Below are 21997 nucleotides of genomic sequence, written 5' to 3' on the forward strand. Positions count from 1 at the left end.
GAGTCGCGCATAAGGAAGTCTGGCCTGAAACAGGGCATGACGGCGCTGGCCCTTGCTCTTGCTGTGGCGTTCGGGACACTCCCCGCGCAGGCGCAGGAGCAGCCAGTGCAGATCAGCATCCCGTCTCAGCCGCTGAGCAAAGCGTTGCTGCAACTGGGCGAGCAGGCGTCGTTGCAGATTTTCTTTGCGCAGAATCTGGTGGATGGCTATCAGGCGCCCGCGCTGTCCGGCAACCTGCCGCCGGAAGAGGCGCTGCGTCGCCTTCTGGCTGGCACAGGAATCGCGTTCCGCAGGAATGGCAACAATGTTTCTTTGTCGCGCGTTGCCGATGCGGAGGCAGCGGTACTGGATACCGTGGAGGTTCGCGGCTCGTTCGAGGGAGGCCTGCTTGGAACATATGCCGGAGGGCAGATGGCGCGAGGTGGAAGCCTGGGTATCCTGGGGACGAGCGATACCATGGATACGCCGTTCAGCATGACCAACTACACCTCGGCCATGATAGAAGATCAGCAAGCCCGGACTTTGGCTGATATCGTAGTCAATGATGCGTCCGTGCGCACGACGACTGCTCCGGCAGGTTTCGGAGAAGATTTTCAGATCAGGGGGTGGAGCGTAGGCAGTGGCGAAGTCGGGTTCAATGGTCTGTACAGTCTGGTATCCTCCAGTCGTATTCCTGTCCAGATCATTGAGCGAGTCGAGGTGCTCAAAGGACCGGGTACCTTGATGCGTGGCATTCCTCCGAATGGCAGTATTGGCGGAAGCATCAACATGCGGAGCAAGCGGGCGGGCAACGAGCCACTGACGCGTTTGACGACTTCATATGTCAGCAGCAAGAATCTGTCGGCGCACATGGACGTCGGCAGGCGCTTCGGCGAGGCGAAAGAATGGGGTGTGCGTTTCAATGGCGTGCTGAAGGGCGGAGAGGCATCCATCAAGGGCGGCAAACAAGATCTTGGACTGGCTGCACTTGGCCTTGATTACACGGGCGAGCGTTTGCGCTGGTCCATGGATGCTATTTATCTGGACGACACGGTAGAGGATTTTCGTTCTCAGATCGGATTTCTCAATGATGTGACAGAGATGCCGGCAGCGCCGGATGGCGACATCGGCTTTTACCCCGGTACGCGACTGACACAACGGGATAGCACTGTAGCTTCTCGTTTGGAATATGACCTGACGGACAGGATCACTGCGCATGTGGCGGTGGGCTATAGGGATGGCAAAGCCAGGCAGATATTCCCGGTCAATCCTGAGCGCTCGGATGCAGAGGGAAACTTCAGGGTAGCCAGCACATTTTATGACTCTTATAGCGAAACCTGGAATACGGATGCTGGATTGAGCGCTGTATTCAATACGGGTGCTATTGGTCACAGGTTGGCGCTTGGCGCCACGCGCTTGACGCAAGAATCAGGCAATGCATACAGCGCTATCGCAAACGATCCTGGAGAGTGGTCGAATATCTACGATCCCGTGCCGTTGCCCGCGGGGCCTACGCAAAGGCTGGAGCCAAAGCGTAGTTCGGAAAAGACATTGACGAGTATCGTGATTGCGGACACGATGTCTTTCGCGGAGGATCGCGTGCTGCTGACACTGGGAGCACGCAAGCAAACCGTCGATACCGAGAACTACAACACAACAACCGGCGCACGCACCAGCGGCTATAAAGCCAGTGCGATTTCTCCTGTTGCCGGCTTGGTGGTGAAACCTACTGAAAACGTATCGTTGTACGCCAATTACACCGCAGGCCTTTCGGCGGGCAGGGTTGTCGGAGCAGGCTACAGGAATACCGGCGAAGTTCTCGACCCCTACAAAACCAAGCAGTACGAGGCTGGCGTCAAAGTGGATTGGGGAAGCTTGATGACGACAGTGTCGGTTTATCAGATGGCGCGGCCCGCTGGCCAGGAGGAATTCTACCCCGATGGGACAAAGAGCTATGGCTATTTTGGTGAGCAACGCAACCGTGGCCTCGAGATCACTGCATATGGTGAACTGCAGCCAGGCCTGCGGATGTTCGCCAGTGCATCTTTTATCGATGGGAAGCTGACCAAAACCCAAAATGGGGTTAACGAAGGGAACCGGGCTCCAGGCGTGCCGAGCAGCATGTATAACCTGGGGCTGGATTGGGATACGCCGTGGGTCAATGGCTTGAGCCTGAATGGGCGCATGATTCGTACGTCTTCCATGTATCTCGATAACGCAAATACGCGTCGTCTTCCTGGCGTGACGCGATTTGACGTGGGGGCACGATACTCCACAGTCATTGCAGGAAAGCCGGTTGTATTGCGCGCGAATGTCGAGAACTTGACTGATAGAAAATATTGGCTGGCTTCAGGCACTTATGCAACCAATGCGGCAGGCCGAACGTTTGTATTGTCCGCAACCGTCGATTTTTGACTGCATGACAGAGCGTAAGACGTTTTTATGAAAGCAATAAAGTTACACATGCAACGTATTTATCGCTTTGCGCCTCTTGCATCCCGTATAGCCGCTGCACTGTTCGGCGGTTATGCGTTGGCGGCGCTGAGCAGCGTCGCCGTGCTGGCAATACCGTCAAGCAAGCCGCAGGCAGTCCTGTCCGGAATGATGCTGAGTTTTATCGTCTATGCAGGAGCCGTCATCTGGGTGTTCGCGGCCCGCAGTGCGCCGCGTGCCTGGGGCGGGCTGCTGTTGGCGGCGTTTCCGTTGCTGTTGGCGTCGTGCTGGGTCTGGTTTGGTGCAGAGGCCGCATGATGGCGGGAAAACCGATGGGCAAACGACCTCAGGGCCTGCGTCAAAGCATGTCCGGCCTGCACACATGGGTCGGGCTGCTGCTGGGCTGGGTGCTGTACGCCATGTTCCTGACTGGCACGGTCGCCTATTTCAAGGACGAGCTGTCTCAGTGGATGCGGCCTGAGGTGGCGCGTCGGCTGAATGTGCCGGATCCCGGCATCGTGGCGCAGCGCATGGCGCAGGCATTCGATGGTGCACCGCAATGGAGCATAAGGCTCCCGGATGCGCGCAATCCGCTTGTCTACGCGTTCTGGCGCGATCCGAAGGAGCAAGGCCGGCGAGGTTTTCGGGACGGCTATTTCGATCCGCTGACGGGAAATGCCGTCGATTCCCGTGAAACCATGGGCGGGGATTTCTTTTATCGCTTCCATTTCCAGTTCCACCACATCCCGGTGTTCTGGGGCAGATGGCTGGCGGGGCTGGCTGCGATGTTCATGCTGGTCGCCATCATTAGCGGCATCATTACGCACAAGAAGATTTTCGTGGATTTCTTCACCTTCCGCTGGGGTAAAGGGCAGCGTTCCTGGCTGGATGCGCACAACGCCTTGTCTGTGTTCGGGCTGCCTTTTCATTTGATGATCACTTACACCGGCCTGGTGACGCTCATGGCGATGTATATGCCGTGGGGCCAGCAGGCCGCTGTAAACACGCCGCAGGAGCGGCAGGCGCTCAGCGCGCAGCTCGGCGCTTTCTCTCCTCCCGCGCAACCCGGCGGGCAGAGCGTCGCGCTGGCGCCGCTGGGCCCAATGGCGGGCCAGGCGCAGGAACGCTGGGGTGGAGGCAATGTGGGACGCATCAGCGTCAGCCTTGCCGGCGATGCTGCCGCGCGTGTTTCCATTGTGCGTGCAGAGGCGGGGCGTGTCTCCATGAGTCCCCAATACATGCTGTTCGAAGGCAGCACGGGGCGACTGCTGGAAACGCGCGACAGCGTCGGCGCTGCGGCGGAGACCCGCGGTGTGCTTTACGGATTGCATCTTGGGCGGTTCAGCGACACCGTGACACGGTGGCTGTACTTTATCGTAAGCCTTGCCGGCACGGCGGTGGTGGGCACCGGACTGGTGTTGTGGACCGTCAAGCGCAGGCAGAAGCTGCAGGCTTCAGGAAAGAATGGGCATGCGGGACTTTGGCTGGTCGAGCGCCTGAACATCGCCGGTATTGCCGGACTGTCGGTGGCGATGGGAGCCTTTCTTTGGGCCAATCGCCTGCTGCCGGTTGACGCGCCGATGCGCGCGGCAGGGGAAATACAGGTTTTCTTTGTCGCCTGGCTGCTTGCGCTGGCGCATGCGCTGGTACGGCCGCCAAAGGCGGCATGGCTGGAGCAGTGGATGCTTGCGGCGCTTGTCCTGGGGGGACTTCCTTTGCTCAATGCCGTGACGACTGAGCGCTCCTTGTTTCGCAGTCTTGCATCCGGAGACTGGGTTTTCGTGGGGGCGGATTGCCTGTTTCTTGGCCTGGCTGGGCTGCATGGCGTGCTGGCCTGGCGTCTGTGGCGCCATGTGCCGGCGGCGGCCAGGCATGCCAAGCCCAGGCCTGCGGCGCGGGGAGCGCAGGCATGATGCATTTGCTTGCACTGGTTGGAAGCATTCTTGGCCTTGGCTTTCTGGCGTTCGCCGCGGAGCGGGTGAGGGAAGATCTGTGCGGTCGCCAGCCTGATGCGCGCGCGTCGCGATGGTTGCGGCTGTCCGGCGCCATCGTCCTGGCGGCGGTGTTGGCGCTGCTTGTCTGGTGGCAAGGATGGAGTCTGGGGCTGGTCATGTTCAGCGGCCATACCAGTCTGGCCGCGGGAGCGGTGTTGTGCTGCTTGATCCTGCACGCCCGACTGCGCAGGCAGGGTGAGGGCCGCCGCGACTGACCACGCGCCAAAGCGCGGCTGATTGGAAGCCCGGCAGCCGGTGCCTGTCTCCAGGAAGTGCTACGCCGTCGCGGAAAGCAGCACGATATGTGCCGAGGCTTCCGTGTCGCTTGCGGGCTGCTGGGGCTGGGCGGCATCGCCGGAAAACCGGAAGTCGGAGGCAATGGCATGCAGGCGCAGGGCCTGTTCGCTCAGGGCCATGGTGGCGTTGCCTGTCTGCTGGACCAGATCGAGATTGGCCTGCGCATTCTGCCGGACACTGCCGACCGCGCATTTGACTTCAGCGATATCCTGCGTCTGTTGCGCGCTGGCTTGTGCGATCCAGGCTATCCTCTGGTTGACGGATGCGACGGCTGTCAGGATGGCATCCATTGCCTGGCCTGCCTGCCGGACCTGCATAGTGCCTGCCGCCACGCTTTGGTCTGATGCGGCAATCAACTCCTTGATGTCGTTGGCGGCCTGGCTGCTGCGATGCGCCAGTTCCCGAACTTCATTGGCTACGACGGCAAACCCTCTGCCGTGAACGCCTGCCCGTGCCGCTTCGACGGCGGCATTCAGCGCCAGCAGATTGGTTTGCGTTGCGATGCCATTGATCAGTTGAACAATGGTGCTGATATGTTTTGCGCACGAGGATATCTCGCCCATACTGGAAATGACCTCGGATACCGCCGTATGGCCCAGGCTGGCGGTGGCCTGCGCCTCCTGGGCCAGCTCCGTGGCTTCCGTTGCATGGCGGCTGCTTTGCGCCACGTTTTTTTCCAGTGTGTCTATGGCAAGCGCGGCCTGGTCCAGCGCCTGGGCCTGCGTGTCGATCTGCGTGGATATCTGCCGGTTGCGCTGCGCGATATCATTTGTGTCGGTATACATGGCATTGGCCTCGTCCTGCATGGAGGCCACGGTACGGACCAGGCTGGCCTGCATGTGCCGGACGCCTTCCTGGAGACGGCCGATTTCTGTCGTGCCGCCGGAAGGAAGCTGCGGTCGCAGGTCGCCGGTGGCCATGGTATTGAAATGGGACAGCAAGCCATTGAGAGGGCGCAGCAGGGCTTTGCGGAAAATTCGGTGAATGCCGAACGCCATGAGAAGCGACAGCGCAAGTACGAGCGACAGCGCCTGGATTGCCCTGAACGAAATATGGTTGGCATGCTGGATGCCTTGCTGCGCCATTGTTCGGTTGCGTTGCTGGAATGCTTCCAGCGAGGCAAGGAAAGTATTGGTGGCCGGCTCCATCGCCTGGTCCACGATACGGTTGGCTTCTATGCCGTTCCAGCTGCGCAGCGCGGTTGAGAGCGGATGCAGGGTATCGTCCAGCAAGGCATGATAGTGCTGTACCAAGGCGGGCTGCCCGGCGGGAGGGCTGTCCGCCTCCGCCTGGAGGGACTGATGGAATTGCCCGAACGCGGTCGCGCTGCGCTCCAGCAGCGTACCGGCCTGAGCCAGCGCTTCATCGCGTTGTTCCTCCAGCCCTCCTTCCATGTATGTCTTGGCATTGATCAATGCGACCCGGCCAAGGAAAAGGGCGAGCGTGGCATCCGACAGGCGGTTGGCCTGCTCGATGCCATGGCGCCCCAGGTCCGATATCGTTCTCTGAGTGCTCTTGAGCATGAATATGCCAGCGACTCCGGAAGAAATGAAAAGGACGATGAAACCGGACAGCACCAGCAGGAGAATGGTGCGGACGTGCAACTTGGTCGGCATGGAGGCGATCCTGTCGGGGAGCATCAAAGGAAATGCAATCAAATGAGATGATTGTGACGATGTCATGTTGCAATGTGGTGACATGTCCGCATTCCTGCCGGATGCTCCCCGAAAAACCGAACGCCTGTATGCGGCCGTGATGTGGAAGCGGCCTATTTCACTGCGGCGTCCTTGGCATTGGCCTCCAGGAACTCCATCACCAGCTTGCGTTCTTCGTCGGTCAGGCCGGCGCGCGGGAACATGCTTTCCGTGATGCCGTACCACTGCAGCACGGTATGATCGCTGGGTTCGCGAGCCACGTGGCAGAGTGTGCAGCGCTGGTAGAACAGCTTTTCGCCGGGCAGCATTTCTTCAGTGGCGGCCGAGCGCGCCTTGAAGGCGCGGTCTTCCAGGGTCAGCGCGGCGATGTCCGTTTGGTACGAGACCGTTTCGCGCTCGTCGATGCGGGGCGGCTCGTAGGCCCGGTTGGGACCCTCGGCATCCTCGCACTTGCGGAAGTATGCCAGGCAGGTATTGGCGCTGTTGGCCTGGCTCAGATCCGAAGAGGCGACGCTGGTCGTCAGCACGTTGATGGCGCCGCTGTTGCAGCGGCCCTTGCTGTCCTTGGATATCCATGCGCCTTCGAAGATGCTGATGACGCCTTTCATGATTTTGTCGGACACGCGCGCGCCGACGATCAGCGCGCCGCGATCGTTGTAGACCTCGATCAGATCGCCGTCGGACACGCCGCGCTCCTTGGCGTCCTCGACGCTGATCAGTGCGAACTCGCGATCCTGGATGTTCAGGATCTTGTTGATGCTGGCGTTGGCCATCTGCGAATGCAGGCGCATGTAGGGGTGCGGGCTGACGACATGCACCTGCCCCGGCTTGGCGTTGCCCAGGTACTCGGCAGGCTCCAGGAACTTGGGTATGGGCGGGCATTCATTCATCTTGAAGCGGGCGAACGCTTCGCAATAAAGCTCGATCTTGCCGGACTGCGTGTGCAGCGGATTAGCCTGCGGATCGGTGTAGAAGTCGCCATGGCGCACCCACTCGCGGGCCTCATCGGGCACGGACATGTCGGCGACGCCGGTTTCCCAGAACTCTTCGAAGGATATCTCGGTATCGGTATTGGCGTAGGCTTCCTTGATCCAATCCATCATGGTCTTGCCTTCGGTGAAGCCGAATTCGACGCCGAGCATGCCGCCCAGCCTGCGGAAGATCTCGTAGTCGTCCAGGCTTTCGCCGTAGGGCTCGATGACCTGGCGTAGCGCATAGACCTTGTCCATGCTGTAGGTGCCGCCGGAGGAGATATCGTTGCGTTCCAGCGTGGTGTTGGCCGGCAGCACGATATCGGCATAGCGTGAAGAGGCGCACCACCAGGGATCCTGGTTGACCACTGTGTGGACCTTGGCGTTCATGGCGCGCAGCAGCTCGTTGGTGTCCTGCTGGTGCGAGACGAAGTTGTTGCCGGCGTTGTAGATCATGTGCACGTCCGGGTACTTCATTGTGGAGCCGTCGCGCGTGTATTCCTTGCCAGGGTTGAGCAGCATTTCCGAAATGCGCGAAGCCGGGCAGCGTGTCTTGACCGGATTGCGGCCCTGGGACAGGCCGACGGGGCCGCGCTTGCCGGATACCGGCATGCCGCCGCCGCCATAGTGCCAACTGAAGCCCACGCCTTCGCCGGGCTTGCCGATCTTGCCCAGCATGGAGGCGAGGGCGATGATGGCCCAGTGAGACATCTCGCCGTGGTGCGCGCGCTGCAGCGACCAGGCGCCGGCGAACTGCGTGCGGCGCGAAGCGAACAGCTCGGCCAGCTCGCGGATCTTCTCAGCGGGGATGCCGGTGATGGAGGCCGCCCATTCGGGGGTCTTGGGCGGCGTGCCGTCGGCGTCCTTGCCGAGCAGGTAGGGCAGGAACTTGTCGAAGCCGACCGTGTACTTGTCCAGGTATTTCTGGTCGTGGCGCCCCGTGGTGTAGACATGATAGGCCATGGCCAGGAACAGGGCCGTGTCGGTGTTCGGCACTATCTTCACCCAGTCGGCGTCGAGCGCTTCGTCCGTCGTGGTGTACTGCGGGTTGATGGAGATGAACTTCACGCCGGCGGCGCGGATCTTCTTCCACAGCGGGTACATCTGGTGGTCGGGCACCGTGAATTCGATGCGGTTGTTCTTCCAGGGATCGCAGCCGATCAGCACGAAAACTTCTGTGTGCTTCATGACGGTTTCCCAGGCGCTTTGTGGAGAGTAGACCTCCATGTCGCCGATGATGTGCGGCAGGCTGACCTGGGAAGCGCCCGCGGAATAGTCGCCCGTGGTCACGCTGTGGCCGCCGATCAGGCCGAACAGGCGGCCTTGCAGCACTTGGGGACGGAAGGAGCCGGCATGCGACCAGCCGCCATAGGAAGAACTGAAGATGGCTTCGTTGCCGTGCTCTTCGATAGTGCGCAGGATGGCATCGGCGGTCAGGGCCAGCGCTTCGTCCCAGCTGACGCGCACAAACGGATCCTTGCCGCGCAGTTCGGGCCTGGTGTCGCCGCGCGGATTTTCGAGATAAGAGCGGCGGACCATGGGGTACTTCACACGCGTGGGATGGTAGGTGCGGCTCACCACGCCGTCGAGCAGCATTTCCGTAGGCATGGCGTCGTAGTTCTTCAGCGGCTGGACGCCGACGAGGACGCCGTTCTGCACCACGGCCTTGAAGGGACCGTAGTGGGAGGCGTGCGGGATCAGCACGGTATCGGCGCCGAAGGCTTCACTGGGTGAAAACACCCGCAGGCTGCTGCCGGCGACTGCAGTGGCTATCGTCGTTTTCAGGAATCCCCTGCGTGTAATCATGGTCATGGTCATGCTCCCCGCCCATCATGGGCATTGTTTCCATGACCATTATGCGAACCGGGTGTTAACCCGGTTGGATATCGCGTTAATGTCGGCCCCGGTTTTGTTAACGGCGTTTACATGATCAGGGCGATGGCAGGGCGGGATTGGGCGGCAATGTATAGATCGGCGTGAATCCGGCCGGTGGCAGTATCCATCGGGCGGGGTATTGCGCCACCGTATCGCGAGTGAGCAGGGAGACCTCCGGGCCGATGAAGGATCTGGCCGGAACTCCCTCCAGATGCGAGACCGCCTGCTGCACGGCGAGCTTGCCTTGCAGCACGGGAAAGTCGCTGACTGCCGCGAGAATGCGGCCGCGCGACAGGCCGCCATAGGCACCGGGCGTCATATAGCTGGAAACCAGGCCTATGCGATCCTGCAGGCCTTTGTGCCGCAGTTCGGCGATGGCTACCTCCGCCATGACGGCGGTGCCTGCCAGGTAGCGCAGGCCGGGATGTTCTTCCAAGGCTTCCTCGACCAGCCGCCGCTGCGTCAACCGGCCCGTGTCGCCCCATTTCGTGACGGCTACATTGATCGCGCTGCCGGCGATGCCTTCGCGAAACCCGGCATCGAGGAACCCGACCCAGCCGGCTTCCTGCGGCCCGAGAAACCAGGCGATATCGGTGGAGGGAGTTCCGGCCGGATGGCGTTCGGCGAGCCAGCGCCCGATCTCCAGGCCCAGTTGCTGCCAGGGGACGCCGATCTTTCCCTGAACGCCGGCGGGAGCGATGTCGTTGGCGAGGGCGAGCACGGGCTTGGCGCCGGCATGACCGGACAGTAGATCGTTCAGGCCGTCATAGGACACTGTGCCGAGCAGCAAGGCATGGCAATTCTTGTCGTCCAGGGCTTTGGAGACCTGCTGGCGCTGTTCTTCCAGGTTGTGATATCCGCCCGATTCCGCTATTTCCAGCCCGACGCCCAGCCGGCGGGCCTCTTCTTTCATGCCGTAGTTCACGGCAAGCCAATAGCCGTCCTTGAGGTGCGGGTAGATGGCGCACAGCCGCCATCCGCGTGTGGCGAGCGGCGTATCCGAGGCCTCGCGCAGCAGCTGGCGCTGTTCTTGTGGAGCATCCCACAGCATCAGGGGCCACCGCTCGCCGGCGGCGACCTGGCTGCCCCACAACGCTGGAAGCAGCGCCAAGGCGGCCAGCAGGCGGCGACCGGCCCGGGAGTGCCGACGGTAGAATGTGGCCATTGTTCTCGCCATGTCACCAGATCATCGAATCCATGAAGCATACATTGTCCGGCAATACGCAGGCCTTGGCCAATAGCGGCATTGCGCGAAGGCGGTTCGGCATACGCGAGAAGCTGGCGCTCGGCCTGATCCTCAGCGCCCTGGGCATTGCACTGGTTGCCGTGGTGGGCTGGGTCAGCTTCCAGCGCGTGGTGGACAGCCAGCAAACCATCCTGGCGGAAACCATGCCGGATGCGGAGGCCATGCATGCCCTGGTCCGCGGCAATGCCCGGCTGGCGGCGCTGGCCCCGCAGATGAACCGGGCCTCCGATACCGTGGAAGTCTCACTGTTGCGCGCATCCCTGGAAAACGAAATGACGGCCATGCGCGCACGCATCGACTCGCTGAAGAGCACACACGTGGAACAGGAGCTTATCGCCCGCCTGCGCCAGACATACGGGGACTTGTCCGATACCGTGACGGAGATGACGCAGGCTATCGTCATGCGCCTGACTTTGTCCGCGGAGAGGGATCGGCAACTGCGCAGTCATCGCGCGACCATCAGGGACATGGAGCAACTGTCCGAGAACCAGGCCGACAATGCCATGGCGAGGCTGGTTTCCGTGCTGACCTCCAGTCTCGTGGCCGGCGAAGAGCTGCGCCCGAGCGTGCAGGAGAATCTCATCGACATCGATCTTGATCACCTGGAGCGCATGTACGAACTGCGGCTGGCCGTGCACAATCTGTCGTCGCTGATCGAGCGGCTGCAGGAGTTCGACGACGAGGGCAGGCTGGAGGCCGGGCGCGCGGACTATGCCAGGCATCTGCAGACCATGAGGCGGCGGCTGCTCAATGTGCAGGACCCGGGGGATCACAGTACCAGCCGGCGGCTGTACGCGCATCTTGCCAGCCTGCTGGACCGTGATGGCGTGTTTTCGCTGCGGGCGAGAGAGCTTGCGCTGTCCGACAGGACGGACAGGCTGCAGACGAGCCTGGGGCAGCAGACCGCGCGTCTGGATGCGCTGGCGGGGGAACTGATAATGCGCAGCGGGCAGATGCTGGCGTCCGCCACCGCAAAGGCCAGGGACGCGGTCTCCTCCGGCATGCTGGCGTTCGGCACGATGGCGGTCCTGCTGATGCTGCTTTCGTGCGCCATGCTGTTCTATGTGCTGCGCAGGCATATCTTCTCCCGGTTGAAGAAGCTGGAATCGGCCACGCTGGACCTTGCGGACGGGCAGCGGGATGTCTTCATCGATTTGCGGGGCGATGACGAGTTGTCGTCGCTGGCGCATGCGTTGTCCCGCTTCCGGGACAACGCACTGGAGCGGGATCGGTTGGCGCGCGAGCTGGAGCAGGAGCGGGAAAACCTGGAGCAGGAGGTGGCCCAGCGCACGGCGCAGTTGCGCAAGGCCAACGAGGCGCTGGCCCGCGAAATGCAGGAACACGCTACAGCCAGGACGCAGGCGGAGCAGGCGAACCGCTCCAAGACGGCATTCCTTGGCGTCATGAGCCACGAGCTGCGCACACCGATGATCGGCGTGCTGGGGACGCTGGAACTGCTGGACGACTCGGACCTGGAGCCCTGGCAGCGGCAACTGACGGCGCAGATGCGCACGGCGGCGACCTTGCTGCTGGAGATTCTGGAAGACATGCTCAGCTATGCCCAGTACGAAGTCTCGCGGCCGCAGATCGATCATGGCCGCTTCCGGCTGCGTGCGTTGCTGGACGATATTCTTGCCGTGCAGGGTGCGCGGGCGCAGGAGAAGGGCCTGGCCCTTACGGAGAACATCGCCACGGATGTGCCTGCCGCGCTGTTTGGCGACAGGCGCAAGTTGGCGCAGGTGCTGCTGAATCTGGTCGGCAATGCCATCAAGTTCACCGATGACGGGGTGATCGAGATCTGCGTGGAGGTGCGCGAGAGGGCGCAGGAGCATTGCATCCTGGCATTTTCCGTGATCGACAGCGGCATCGGCATTCCGCGAGAGCAGCAGGCGAGCCTGTTCGAGCCTTTCGTCCAGGGGAAGGAGGGGCGCAGCCAGCATGGAGGAACCGGGCTGGGGTTGGCGGTGTGCCGCCGTCTGGTGGAGGCCATGGGAGGTTCCATCTGGATGGACAGCTCGCCGGGAGAGGGAACGACGGTGTCGTTTGCACTGCCTCTGAAGATGGCGCAGGCCGAGACGGAGGTCCTGCCGCCACGGTCGAAACAGGAGCGGAAGGGGGGCGTTGCCGCGCAGCGGATCCTGCTGGTCGAGGACGATGCCGTGACACGTATGGTGGCAAACCGCTTCCTGGCGTCCACGGGGCATGCCGTGGAGGCTGCGGACAGCGCGGCGCACGCGCTGCGCGCTTTCGAGCGCCGGGCATTCGATCTGGCGTTGATCGACATGCATCTGCCGGACGGCAACGGCCTGGATCTCATGGCCAGGCTGCGCGCCTTGCCTGGCAAAGAGACATTCCCCGTCATCCTGATGTCCGCGCATGTGTCGGAGGCGAAGGCAGGCCATTTGCTGGCTGCTGGTTGCGATGCCTATCTGGGCAAGCCATTTCGCAGGGAACGGCTTGCCGACGTCATTGTGCAGGTCATGGAGGCGCGCATCGGGGGAGATGAGGCGCAGGAACCGAGTGGCGCGGCAGGCGGGCTGGCGCCGGAAACCGTGGAGCAGAGGAGCGAGCCGGCGCCAGCCTGCGGACAGACCTGGGGAAATCTCGATTTCCTGCGGGAAGAGGCCGAAGCCTTGGGCGCCGATGTATTGTGGCAGATCGCCGATGCATTCCAGAGGCAGAGCCAGGAGTCGATGACGGCGCTGGAGGCTGCGATATCCACGAGGGACAGGGATGCGTGCCGCTACCATGTCCATCGCCTGCGAGGTTCGGCCGCCAACCTTGGGCTGGAGCGGCTTGCGGCGCAAGCGGCCGCGCTGGAAGCGGGGTTGATGGACGGGACGAGCGCCGAAGCGGCCTGGACTGGAGAGGCGCAGGCCTTGTGTCAGGCGGTTCCGGCTGCGTTGGCGTGGTTGTCGGCCGCCGTGACCTCGGCCGCAAGACGGTAGCCTTCTCCCCTGACGGTCGTGATCAGGGATGGCAGCGTATCCGTGTCCAGCTTGGCGCGCAGCCTGCGGATCAGCACATCGACGGTGCGGTCGGCCGGACTCCAGTCCTTGCCCCCGATGGCATGGCATAGGCGGTCCCGGTCGAGTACGGCGCCCGGATGCTGCACCAGTGTTCGCAGCAGGGAAAACTCGCCGCGCGTCAGGGGCACTTCCCGGCCTTGGGTGTTGAAGAGGCGCCGCTGTTCCGTATCCAGGACGAAGCCGGCGAAAGACAGGCGCCGGTGTCCGATGCTCCCTGGCGCTTGAGCGGCCACTGTCCGCCTGAGCAGGGTTTTCGCGCGTGCAAGCAGGAGCCGAGGGTTGAAAGGCTTTGTGACATAGTCGTCGGCGCCCACTTCCAGGCCCACGATCTTGTCGATGTCTTCCGTGCGGCTGGTGACGAGGATGATGCCGATGCCCGCATTGCGGGCCCGGATCTCGCGCGCCAGGGAAATGCCGTCCTGGCCGGGAAGATTGATGTCCAGCAGGATCAGCGCGACGGGAGATGACGCCAGTATGCTCCACATCCCCGATCCGTCCTCGGCTGCAAGCACGCGGTAGCCCTCTTTGGAAAAATAGGCGTGCAGGCGCTGCCGCATGACGGCGTCGTCATCCACGACGAGGACGGTGGCGGGAGCGCTGGACGGTGTCGCAAGGATGGAACTGTGCATGCGGGAATTATGCCATGTCGCCGCGCTCCGCCAGGGATGTCACGGTGTCGGGCGTGACGATCATGTGATCCAGCAGCCGCACGTCGATGAGCTGCAGGGCATTGCGCAGGTGGCGGGTCAGCGCCAGGTCGGCGTGGCTGGGATCACGGACGCCGGACGGGTGATTGTGCGACAGGATGACTGCGGCGGCATGATGGGCCAGGGCGGCCTTGACCACCTCGCGAGGGTAGACCGACGCCTGGCTGAGCGTGCCGCGGGACAGGGTTTCGTGGCAGATCAGCCTGTGCTGGCTGTCGAGGAAGAGGGCCATGCAGTGCTCGACCTTCAGGTGGGCCAGGTGCGCCGCGCAGAATTGCTTGACCTTGCCGGGCTGATCCAGGCAGTGCCCGTTGGCCAGGGTCTCTCCCAGCGAGCGGCGGGCAAGTTCGCTGACGGCGAGCAGTTCGCAGGTTTTGGCCTTGCCCAGGCCGCGCGTGCGCATCAGGCTGCCTGCGTCGGCTGACAGCAGGCCTCGTAAACCGTTAAACTGCTGCATCAGCGCGTGGCCCAGGGCCACGGCGTCACAACCGGGAATGCCGGTGCGCAGGATGATGGCCAGCAGTTCCGGCGATGTCAGGGCGGAAGGCCCGTGGGCCAGCAGGCGTTCGCGGGGACGCTCGTGCAACGGGACGATTGCTTGGTTTTTCATGATTGTGCCGCAGGCAGTGTTTCATCCGGTGACTTTCAAACTACCCGCTACAGTGACAGAATTAGATTGCCATGTCTGAACCAGTGAATGCTTTTGTCCTTGCAGATTCCTACCTGACCCTGCACTATCGCGTGACGCTCCTGAGCGGCTCCGCCGCCGGTTCGGTCTTTGCCGATACGTTCACCGGCAGGCCGGGCACCCTGCAGATGGGCGACGGCCAATGGGCCCCGGCCATGGAAGCGCCGCTGGTCGGCCGGCAGGAAGGCGAGGCCTTCAGCTATGAGATTCCGGCGGCGCAGGCCTACGGCGAGCGCAACCCCGAGCTGCTCCAGCGCGTGTCGCTGAGCCTGCTGGCCGAGCACGGCGGCGAGGATGCGAACTTCCAGCCCGGGGACCTGGTCGAGTTCTCCGCGCCCAATGGGGGAAGCTATTCGGGCGTGCTCAAGGAGCTGGGCGACGACTGGGCGCTGTTCGATTTCAACCATCCGCTGGCGGGCGCGGACCTGAAGCTGGATGTTTCCATCCTCGGAGTGCTGTAATGGCGCAGTCATCCAATACCGATATGCATGCGGAAATCGTGCTGGCGCAGCCGCGCGGTTTTTGCGCCGGGGTGGACAGGGCCATCGATATCGTCGAGCGCGCGCTCGAACTGCATGGCGCGCCCATTTATGTCCGCCATGAAATCGTGCATAACCGCTACGTGGTGCAGGACCTGAGGGCGAAAGGCGCCGTGTTCATCCAGGAACTCGAGGAAGCGCCGAAAGGCTCTATCGTCGTGTTTTCCGCGCACGGCGTCTCCAGGAAGGTGCGGGAGGATGCCGAGCGCATGGGGCTCAAGGTATTCGATGCTACATGCCCCCTGGTGACCAAGGTGCATATCGAGGTGTCGCGCATGCGCGCGGCAGGCCGCGAAATCATCATGATCGGCCATAAGGGTCATCCCGAGGTCGAAGGGACGCTGGGGCAGGCCGATGGCGGCATGCACTTGGTGGAAACGCCGGAAGACGTGCTGGAGCTCGAAGTCCAGGATCCCGGCAATCTGGCGTTCGTGACGCAGACGACACTCTCCGTGGACGATGCGCAGCGCGTGGCGCAAGCCCTGCGCGACCGCTTCCCCGGCATCGCCGAGCCCAAGAAAAGCGATATCTGCTATGCCACGCAGAACCGCCAGGACGCCGTCAAGATCATGGCGCCGACGTGCGATCTGGTGATCGTGGTGGGCAGTACGAACAGTTCGAATTCCAACCGCCTGAGGGAAGTTGCCGAGCGCAAGGGCGCGGCCGCTTACCTCGTGGACGACCCGGGCATGATCGATCCGGCATGGCTGGAAGGCGCGAAGCGCGTCGGGGTGACGGCGGGCGCGTCCGCGCCCGAGGTGCTGGTGGAGCAAGTGATAGGCCGCCTGAAGGAACTGGGCGCAATTTCCGTGCGCACGCTGGAGGGAGCGGAGGAAAACGTATCGTTCCCCCTGCCCAGGGAGCTGTCGCGCAAGCTGGCGGACGAATCCGTTTCCAAGAGCGGGTCCGGCAAGTAATCCCAGATCATCCATTGTTTCAAACCAAGGAAATCTTTCTATGAAAAAAAGTACAGCCGTCGTTGCGGTGGTGGCAGCGCTTGTCCTGGCTTATGGCGGGGCATCCTGGTACATTGGCAAGCAGGCCCAGACCAAGGTGACGCAGGCGGTCGAAGAGGCCAACCAGAAGCTGATTACCGTGCTCGGACCGGATTTTTCCGGCGAAGACCTGAAGATTTCCATTCTGGAGTACCAGCGCGGAATCTTTTCGTCGGATGTGAAGTATTCGCTGCAATTGCGCGATGCCGACGGCGAGGCCATCGAGCTGCTGCTGCAGGACGACCTGCAGCACGGGCCTTTCCCCTGGGGAGCGTTGGCGTCCGGCACTCTCAAGCCGCTGCTGGCCTATAGCCAGTCCAAGCTCATCCCCACCGAAACGCTCAAGCCGTGGTTCGATTCGGCCAAGGGCGAGCCGATGCGGGTGCGTACCAGCATCGGCCTGGGCGGCGAGGGCGTATCCGACTGGCGCTTCGCGCCTGTCGATCTGGCCAAGGACGATGTGCGCATCAGCTTCAGCGGCGCCGATCTGAACATGAATTTCGCCGGCAATTGGGAAGAAGGTACGGCCGATGGCGGATTCGCGCTGCTGGACATCAAGGACGATACCGGCCAGTTGCTGATTCGCGATGTCGTCCTGGAAAGCAATGCGAAGCGCAATGACGAGAATGTGTTGCAGTCGGAGAGCAAGGCATCCGTCGGCCTGGTGCAGGTTTCAGGATCGGAACTTGCCGACGTCGAGCTCGGCAAGCTGGAGGTTGCGCTGAGCAGCGAGCAGCAGGGCGACATCATCGATGGCGATCTGCGCTATACCTTTGGTTCGGTCAAGGCGTCTGGCATGGATCTGGGCACCATCGGCCTGCGCGTGAGCGCGACCGGGCTGGATGCCAAAGTACTCGGAGAGCTGGCCGCGCTGTTGGAGCAAAGCGATCCGGAAGAGGTCGGCATGGGCACGGAAGCTTCCGGCGCGCTGGCCGCCAAGTTCGTGGAGCTGTTCAAGACCGCTCCCAGCATTTCGATCGATCCCCTGTCCTGGAGGAACGATAAGGGAGAAAGCCGCCTGATCCTGAACGTGGACCTGAAGGACGGCAGCGCCCAGGAAGCCGAAATCGCCGAGCTGGCCTATCTGGACAAGGCTAACCTGGATGTGATGATCTCCCGCGACATGTTCCTGCGTCTCTTCAGCCAGGCACAGGGCGGCGAAGGCGGCGATGCGGAAGCCATGGAAAGCTTCGGCGGCATGCTGTTCGACCAGTACACGGCAAGGCTGCACGGTGCGGGTCTCGTGGCGCAGGAGAGCGGGGATATCGCCATCAAGATTTCGTACACGGATGGCAATATCGATCTCAATGGCCAGACCATGCCCGTCGAGGAATTCATTCAGCGTGCGATGATGGCCGCAATGTAAACCGAAAGTGGTGTTGGGCGGCGACGCCGCCTTCAACCCGATGCGCAATGGAAAGCGGCGCTTCCCGTGGATGGGAAGCGCCGCTTTCTTTCATTCGGCGAAGGATTCGGCGCAGAGTTCCAGCAACTGGTCCGATTCGCCCTCCTGGATGCGTGTGGGCAGGCCGATGTCGTTGAGCAGTTCCAGCAGAGGTTCGGGAGGCAGTTCCTCCACGTTGGCCATCGTCTTGACGTCCCAGTCTCCGCGGGCGATCAGCAATGCGGCGGCCGCCGCTGGAACGCCGGCCGTGTAGGAAATGGCCTGGCTGCCGGTTTCCGCATAGCTTTCCTCGTGGCTGCAGATGTTGTAGATGAAAATCTCGCGATGCCTGCCGTCCTTTTCTCCCTTGACGAGATTGCCGATGCAGGTCTTGCCGGTGTAGTCGGGCGCAAGGGACGCGGGATCGGGCAGGATGGCCTTGACGACTTGCAGGGGGACGACGGACTGCCCGTCGTCCAGGCGCACAGGCTTTTCCGAGAGCAGGCCCAGATTGTTCAGGACATTGAATACATTGATGTAGTGTTCGCCGAAGCCCATCCAGAAGCGTATGTTCGGTACTTTCAGGTGATGGGACAGGCTGTGGATCTCGTCATGGCCGGTCAGGTAGGTGGTCTGCGTGCCGACGACGGGGAGGAAGTCCGTGCGGTGGACTTCGAACATGCTGTTGGCTACCCAGGCATTGTTCTGCCACGTCCATGCGCGCCCAGTGAATTCCCGGAAGTTGATTTCCGGGTTGAAGTTCGTGGCGAAGTAGCGGCCGTGGCTGCCGGCGTTGACGTCGATGATGTCGATGGAGTCCACGCGGTCGAAATAGGATTTGCAGGCCAGCGCGGCGTAGGCGTTGACGACGCCGGGATCGAAGCCGATGCCGAGGATGGCGGTAATGCCGTTTTCCCTGCAGGCGTCGCGGCGCTTCCATTCATAGTTGGCATACCACGGAGGCTGTTCGCAGACCTTGGCCGGGTCTTCGTGGATGGCAGTGTCGATGTAGGCGGCGCCTGTTTCGATGCAGGCCTGCAGCACCGGCATGTTGACGAAAGCGGATCCGACATTGATGACGATCTGTGCATTGGTGCTGGATATAAGGGATTTGACCGCCTCGATGTCCAGCGCATCCAGTGCATGAGCCTGCAGCACGCCTGGAGCCTTCAGGCTGCGTTTTTCATGGATGCTGTCAATGATGGCCTGGCATTTCTCGACCGTGCGCGAGGCGATATGGATGTCGCCCAGCGTATCGTTGTGTTGAGCGCATTTGTGCGCAGCGACCTGGCCTACACCGCCAGCGCCGATAATGAGGACATTTCTTTTCATGTCGGTTCGGACTCTCGTGATAGTGGTTAGTGGGGGCAGGGATGGTCAGGAAAGACTCTGTACGTAATCATCGAAAACGAACTCCTTGACGAGTTGAGTGGTGCCGTCGAGGCGCTTGACGGCGATGGACGGCATGTTGACGCCGTTGAACCAGTTTTTCTTTACCATGGTGTAGCCGGCCGCGTCCTGTATGGAGATGCGGTCGCCGACCCGCAGCGGCCGATCGAAGCGGAATTCGCCGAAGATGTCGCCCGCCAGGCAGGACTTGCCGCAGACCATGTAGGCATGTTCGCCTGCGTCGGGCTCGATCCTGGCGCTCAGCCGGTAGATCAGCAGGTCCAGCATATGGGCTTCGATCGAGCTGTCGACGATGGCCAGCTTCTTGCCGCCGTTTTCCAGCACATCCAGCACCGAGACTTCCAGCGTAGCGCTGTTGGTGATGGCTGCTTCGCCGGGTTCCAGGTAGACCTGGACGCCGTAGGTTTCGGCGAAGGCCTTCAGGCGGTCGGCGAAGGCATCCAGGGGATAGTCCTTGCCCGTGAAGTGGATGCCGCCGCCCAGGCTGACCCATTCTACTTTATGCAGCAAATGGCCGAAGCGGGATTCGATCTGCGACAGCATTTCGTCGAACAGGGCGAAGTCGCGGTTTTCGCAATTGTTGTGAATCATGAAGCCCGAGATCCGGTCGATGACCGAGGCGATGCGCTCGGGATCGGATTCGCCCAGCCTGCTGTGAGGGCGTGAGGGATCCGCCAGCAGGTAGGGGGAGTTGCTGGCCTGCGGGTTGACGCGCAGCCCGCGCACGTGACCGGAAGATGCCTGCTCGAAGCGCTCGAGCTGACTGATGGAGTTGAAAATGATCTTGTCCGAATGCGCCAGCACTTCGCCGATTTCGTGATCGGCATAGGCGACGCTGTAGGCGTGGGTTTCTCCACCGAACTTCTGGTGGCCCAGCTTGACTTCGTACAGCGAGGAGGATGTGGTGCCATCCATGTACTGGCGCATGAGGCCGAAGGCGGACCAGGTGGCGAAGCACTTCAGGGCCAGCAGCGTCTTGGCGCCGGAGCGCTCCCGGAGGCGCTGCATGATGCGCAGGTTCTCCAGGAGACGGGATTCATCGATCAGGTAGTAGGGTGTCTGCAGCATATGTGATGGTCTGCTCGCCTGTTCCAGGACAGTGCGTTCGGTTGCTGGGCGGGCCGGATGCCTGTTTTCGCGATCCGGATAACTGCGGCCCTCGGGGGCGGAGGTATTCCTCCGCCGGCTAGTGTTGGAAACCTTCGGCGGGAGCCTTGGGCTCCAGGCAGGGATAGTCCTTCGGACGCGTGGTCATGGCGCGCAGTTCTTCCAGGACTGCCTTGCGCCTTTGCGGCTGGTTTTGCCGGCCCTCGACCAGGTCGGACAGCCAGAGGCCGTCGGCCGCCAGCCGCACGATCCAGGTTGCCGGAGAAGCGTCGATATCCCCGTTCTGGCGTAGGCGGCCTTCGACCCAGTCGTGCCAGCGCCTGCGCCATTCCGGCTCGGAGAACAGCATGACGGACAGCACTGCCCATTGGCCATTTCCCGCCATCCAGTCGCGGCTGGCCATGGCATCGAGATAGGCGCGGGCAAAGCGGCCGGTTTCGATTTCGTCCTGGGCCATCGCCTGGGCGATGCGCTCTTCCAGGCGCCGCAGGAATTCGTCGCAAAGGGCTTCGAGCAGGGCGTGCTTGCTGGGGAAGTGGTGCAGCAGGCCGCCCTTGCTGACGCCGGCGGCGCGAGCGACCGCCTCCAGGGTCAGGCCGGTAAGGCCTTGCTCCACGGCCAATGCCGCAGCCTCGTCCAGCAACTGCCGGCGGACTACGACGGGTTGTTTTTTGCGATGATGGGCTTCGGACATCGTAGAAAGATACCGCCTGGACGGTTTCTTGTCAAGAAAAGAGATGACAAGATGCTACGGCGGCGAGGCGGTCGGGCACGCATCAGAACATGCGTCTTCGCTGGGCGGCGTCATCCGCGGATGGGCCCGAAGGGTAGGGGTATTGCGGGCAGGCGCGGATCTGTGCCATGTTGCGGCCGGAGTTTGACGTCAGATTGTCATGGAGTCAGACTAGTCTTTCGTCGGGCGAAATCTCAGGAATGAATCTCCCTGCGGGCCGGCTCTTGAAATATGGCTTTCCGCCCCAATCATAGAATTTACATATCTGCTTTATAAAATTAATCAATTTTATTAATTTCCAGATATTGTTTATTCTACGGTTTTCCTCAACACGACTTAGCAAAAGGATATCTGCAATGTCTCTGATCAACACCCAGGTTCTACCATTCAAGGCAACGGCTTACCAGAACGGCAAGTTCATCGAAGTTACCGACGAGTCGCTCAAGGGCAAGTGGTCGGTCGTCGTGTTCTACCCCGCCGACTTCACGTTCGTGTGCCCGACCGAACTGGAAGACCTGGCTGACAACTATGCCGAGTTCCAGAAGCTGGGCGTCGAAGTCTACGGCGTTTCCACCGATACGCACTTCTCGCACAAAGCATGGCACGACACTTCGGACGCCATCAAGAAAGTCCAGTACCCGCTGGTCGGCGACCCCACCGCAACGCTGGCGCGCAACTTCGACGTGCTGATCGAAGAAGAAGGCCTGGCGCTGCGCGGCACCTTCCTGATTAACCCCGAAGGCCAGATCAAGCTGTGCGAAATCCATGACAACGGCATCGGCCGCGATGCTTCCGAACTGCTGCGCAAGGTCAAGGCCGCCCAGTACGTCGCTTCGCACCCCGGCGAAGTCTGCCCCGCCAAGTGGAAGGAAGGCGCTGAAACGCTGAAGCCTTCGCTGGATCTGGTCGGCAAGATCTAAATCCAGGCGCCAAGCCTGAAACATTGAATTGGATC

At 61.9% G+C, this 21997-nt stretch carries 17 protein-coding genes; 9 read left to right on the top strand and 8 right to left on the bottom strand.

The genetic code is table 11. From position 1 onward, the window contains the following. The first annotated feature begins 36 nt into the window (after positions 1 to 36). From EV686_RS05320 to EV686_RS05335, 4 genes are read left to right on the top strand one after another with little or no spacing between them, the layout of a single operon-like run. Positions 37 to 2394, top strand: a complete 2358-nt coding sequence (locus EV686_RS05320; protein ID WP_132474269.1) for a TonB-dependent receptor — start codon at positions 37 to 39, stop codon at positions 2392 to 2394. Between the two features lie 27 nt (positions 2395 to 2421). Continuing rightward, entirely contained in the window at positions 2422 to 2730 is a 309-nt protein-coding gene (locus tag EV686_RS05325; RefSeq protein ID WP_165972508.1) for a DUF3649 domain-containing protein, read from the top strand. A gap of 14 nt (positions 2731 to 2744) precedes the next feature. After that, complete coding sequence (locus tag EV686_RS05330) at positions 2745 to 4325, top strand: PepSY-associated TM helix domain-containing protein (protein WP_243650757.1); 1581 nt, start codon at positions 2745 to 2747, stop codon at positions 4323 to 4325. Next, complete coding sequence (locus EV686_RS05335; RefSeq protein ID WP_132474271.1) at positions 4322 to 4621, top strand: DUF3325 family protein; 300 nt, start codon at positions 4322 to 4324, stop codon at positions 4619 to 4621. The genes EV686_RS05330 and EV686_RS05335 overlap by 4 nt, the downstream gene beginning before the upstream one ends. Positions 4622 to 4681: 60 nt before the next feature. Here EV686_RS05335 and EV686_RS05340 read toward each other — a convergent pair whose 3' ends face one another. From EV686_RS05340 to torT, 3 genes are all read right to left on the bottom strand, one after another. Continuing rightward, positions 4682 to 6319 carry a methyl-accepting chemotaxis protein gene (locus EV686_RS05340; RefSeq protein ID WP_165972509.1) on the bottom strand — a complete coding sequence of 546 codons (1638 nt, stop codon included), beginning with the start codon at positions 6317 to 6319 and terminating at the stop codon, positions 4682 to 4684. Positions 6320 to 6471: 152 nt separating this feature from the next. Beyond that, positions 6472 to 9141, bottom strand: a complete 2670-nt coding sequence (locus tag EV686_RS05345) for a molybdopterin-dependent oxidoreductase (RefSeq protein WP_132474275.1) — start codon at positions 9139 to 9141, stop codon at positions 6472 to 6474. 118 nt (positions 9142 to 9259) lie between these two features. After that, positions 9260 to 10369: a TMAO reductase system periplasmic protein TorT gene (gene torT / locus EV686_RS05350; RefSeq protein ID WP_132474277.1), complete on the bottom strand. Its 1110-nt coding sequence runs from the start codon at positions 10367 to 10369 to the stop codon at positions 9260 to 9262. Positions 10370 to 10401: 32 nt separating this feature from the next. Here torT and EV686_RS05355 point away from each other — a divergent pair, with 32 nt between their 5' ends. Continuing rightward, the gene (locus tag EV686_RS05355; RefSeq protein WP_165972510.1) at positions 10402 to 13398 is read left to right on the top strand and encodes an ATP-binding protein; all 2997 of its coding nucleotides are present in this window, start codon (positions 10402 to 10404) and stop codon (positions 13396 to 13398) included. On the opposite strand, the gene EV686_RS05360 is transcribed toward EV686_RS05355, so the two are convergent. After that, positions 13335 to 14108 (bottom strand): response regulator, encoded by a 774-nt coding sequence (locus EV686_RS05360; RefSeq protein ID WP_132474281.1) that lies wholly within the window; start codon positions 14106 to 14108, stop codon positions 13335 to 13337. The two genes, EV686_RS05355 and EV686_RS05360, sit on opposite strands and share 64 nt — an antisense overlap. Before the next feature lie 7 nt (positions 14109 to 14115). Continuing rightward, the gene (radC, locus tag EV686_RS05365) at positions 14116 to 14796 is read right to left on the bottom strand and encodes a RadC family protein (protein WP_132474283.1); all 681 of its coding nucleotides are present in this window, start codon (positions 14794 to 14796) and stop codon (positions 14116 to 14118) included. A gap of 71 nt (positions 14797 to 14867) precedes the next feature. On the opposite strand from radC, the gene EV686_RS05370 reads away from it, so the two are divergent. From EV686_RS05370 to EV686_RS05380, 3 genes are read left to right on the top strand one after another with little or no spacing between them, the layout of a single operon-like run. After that, positions 14868 to 15335, top strand: coding sequence for an FKBP-type peptidyl-prolyl cis-trans isomerase (locus EV686_RS05370; RefSeq protein ID WP_132474285.1), 468 nt, complete (start codon positions 14868 to 14870; stop codon positions 15333 to 15335). Then, positions 15335 to 16330, top strand: coding sequence for a 4-hydroxy-3-methylbut-2-enyl diphosphate reductase (gene ispH / locus EV686_RS05375; RefSeq protein WP_132474287.1), 996 nt, complete (start codon positions 15335 to 15337; stop codon positions 16328 to 16330). Before EV686_RS05370 ends, ispH begins: the two co-directional genes overlap by 1 nt. 40 nt (positions 16331 to 16370) lie before the next feature. Beyond that, complete coding sequence (locus tag EV686_RS05380; RefSeq protein WP_132474289.1) at positions 16371 to 17774, top strand: YdgA family protein; 1404 nt, start codon at positions 16371 to 16373, stop codon at positions 17772 to 17774. 90 nt (positions 17775 to 17864) lie between these two features. Here the strand turns inward: EV686_RS05380 and EV686_RS05385 are convergent, their stop codons facing one another. From EV686_RS05385 to EV686_RS05395, 3 genes are all read right to left on the bottom strand, one after another. After that, positions 17865 to 19124: a saccharopine dehydrogenase family protein gene (locus EV686_RS05385; RefSeq protein ID WP_132474291.1), complete on the bottom strand. Its 1260-nt coding sequence runs from the start codon at positions 19122 to 19124 to the stop codon at positions 17865 to 17867. A gap of 45 nt (positions 19125 to 19169) precedes the next feature. Beyond that, the gene (locus tag EV686_RS05390; RefSeq protein WP_132474293.1) at positions 19170 to 20270 is read right to left on the bottom strand and encodes a carboxynorspermidine decarboxylase; all 1101 of its coding nucleotides are present in this window, start codon (positions 20268 to 20270) and stop codon (positions 19170 to 19172) included. Positions 20271 to 20388: 118 nt separating this feature from the next. After that, entirely contained in the window at positions 20389 to 21003 is a 615-nt protein-coding gene (locus EV686_RS05395) for a TetR/AcrR family transcriptional regulator (RefSeq protein WP_132474295.1), read from the bottom strand. 395 nt (positions 21004 to 21398) lie between these two features. On the opposite strand from EV686_RS05395, the gene ahpC reads away from it, so the two are divergent. After that, positions 21399 to 21962 carry an alkyl hydroperoxide reductase subunit C gene (gene ahpC / locus EV686_RS05400; protein ID WP_132474297.1) on the top strand — a complete coding sequence of 188 codons (564 nt, stop codon included), beginning with the start codon at positions 21399 to 21401 and terminating at the stop codon, positions 21960 to 21962. Positions 21963 to 21997 lie beyond the last annotated feature (35 nt).

It is taken from the genome of Paracandidimonas soli (genome assembly GCF_004342005.1).
Classification (GTDB): domain Bacteria; phylum Pseudomonadota; class Gammaproteobacteria; order Burkholderiales; family Burkholderiaceae_B; genus Paracandidimonas; species Paracandidimonas soli.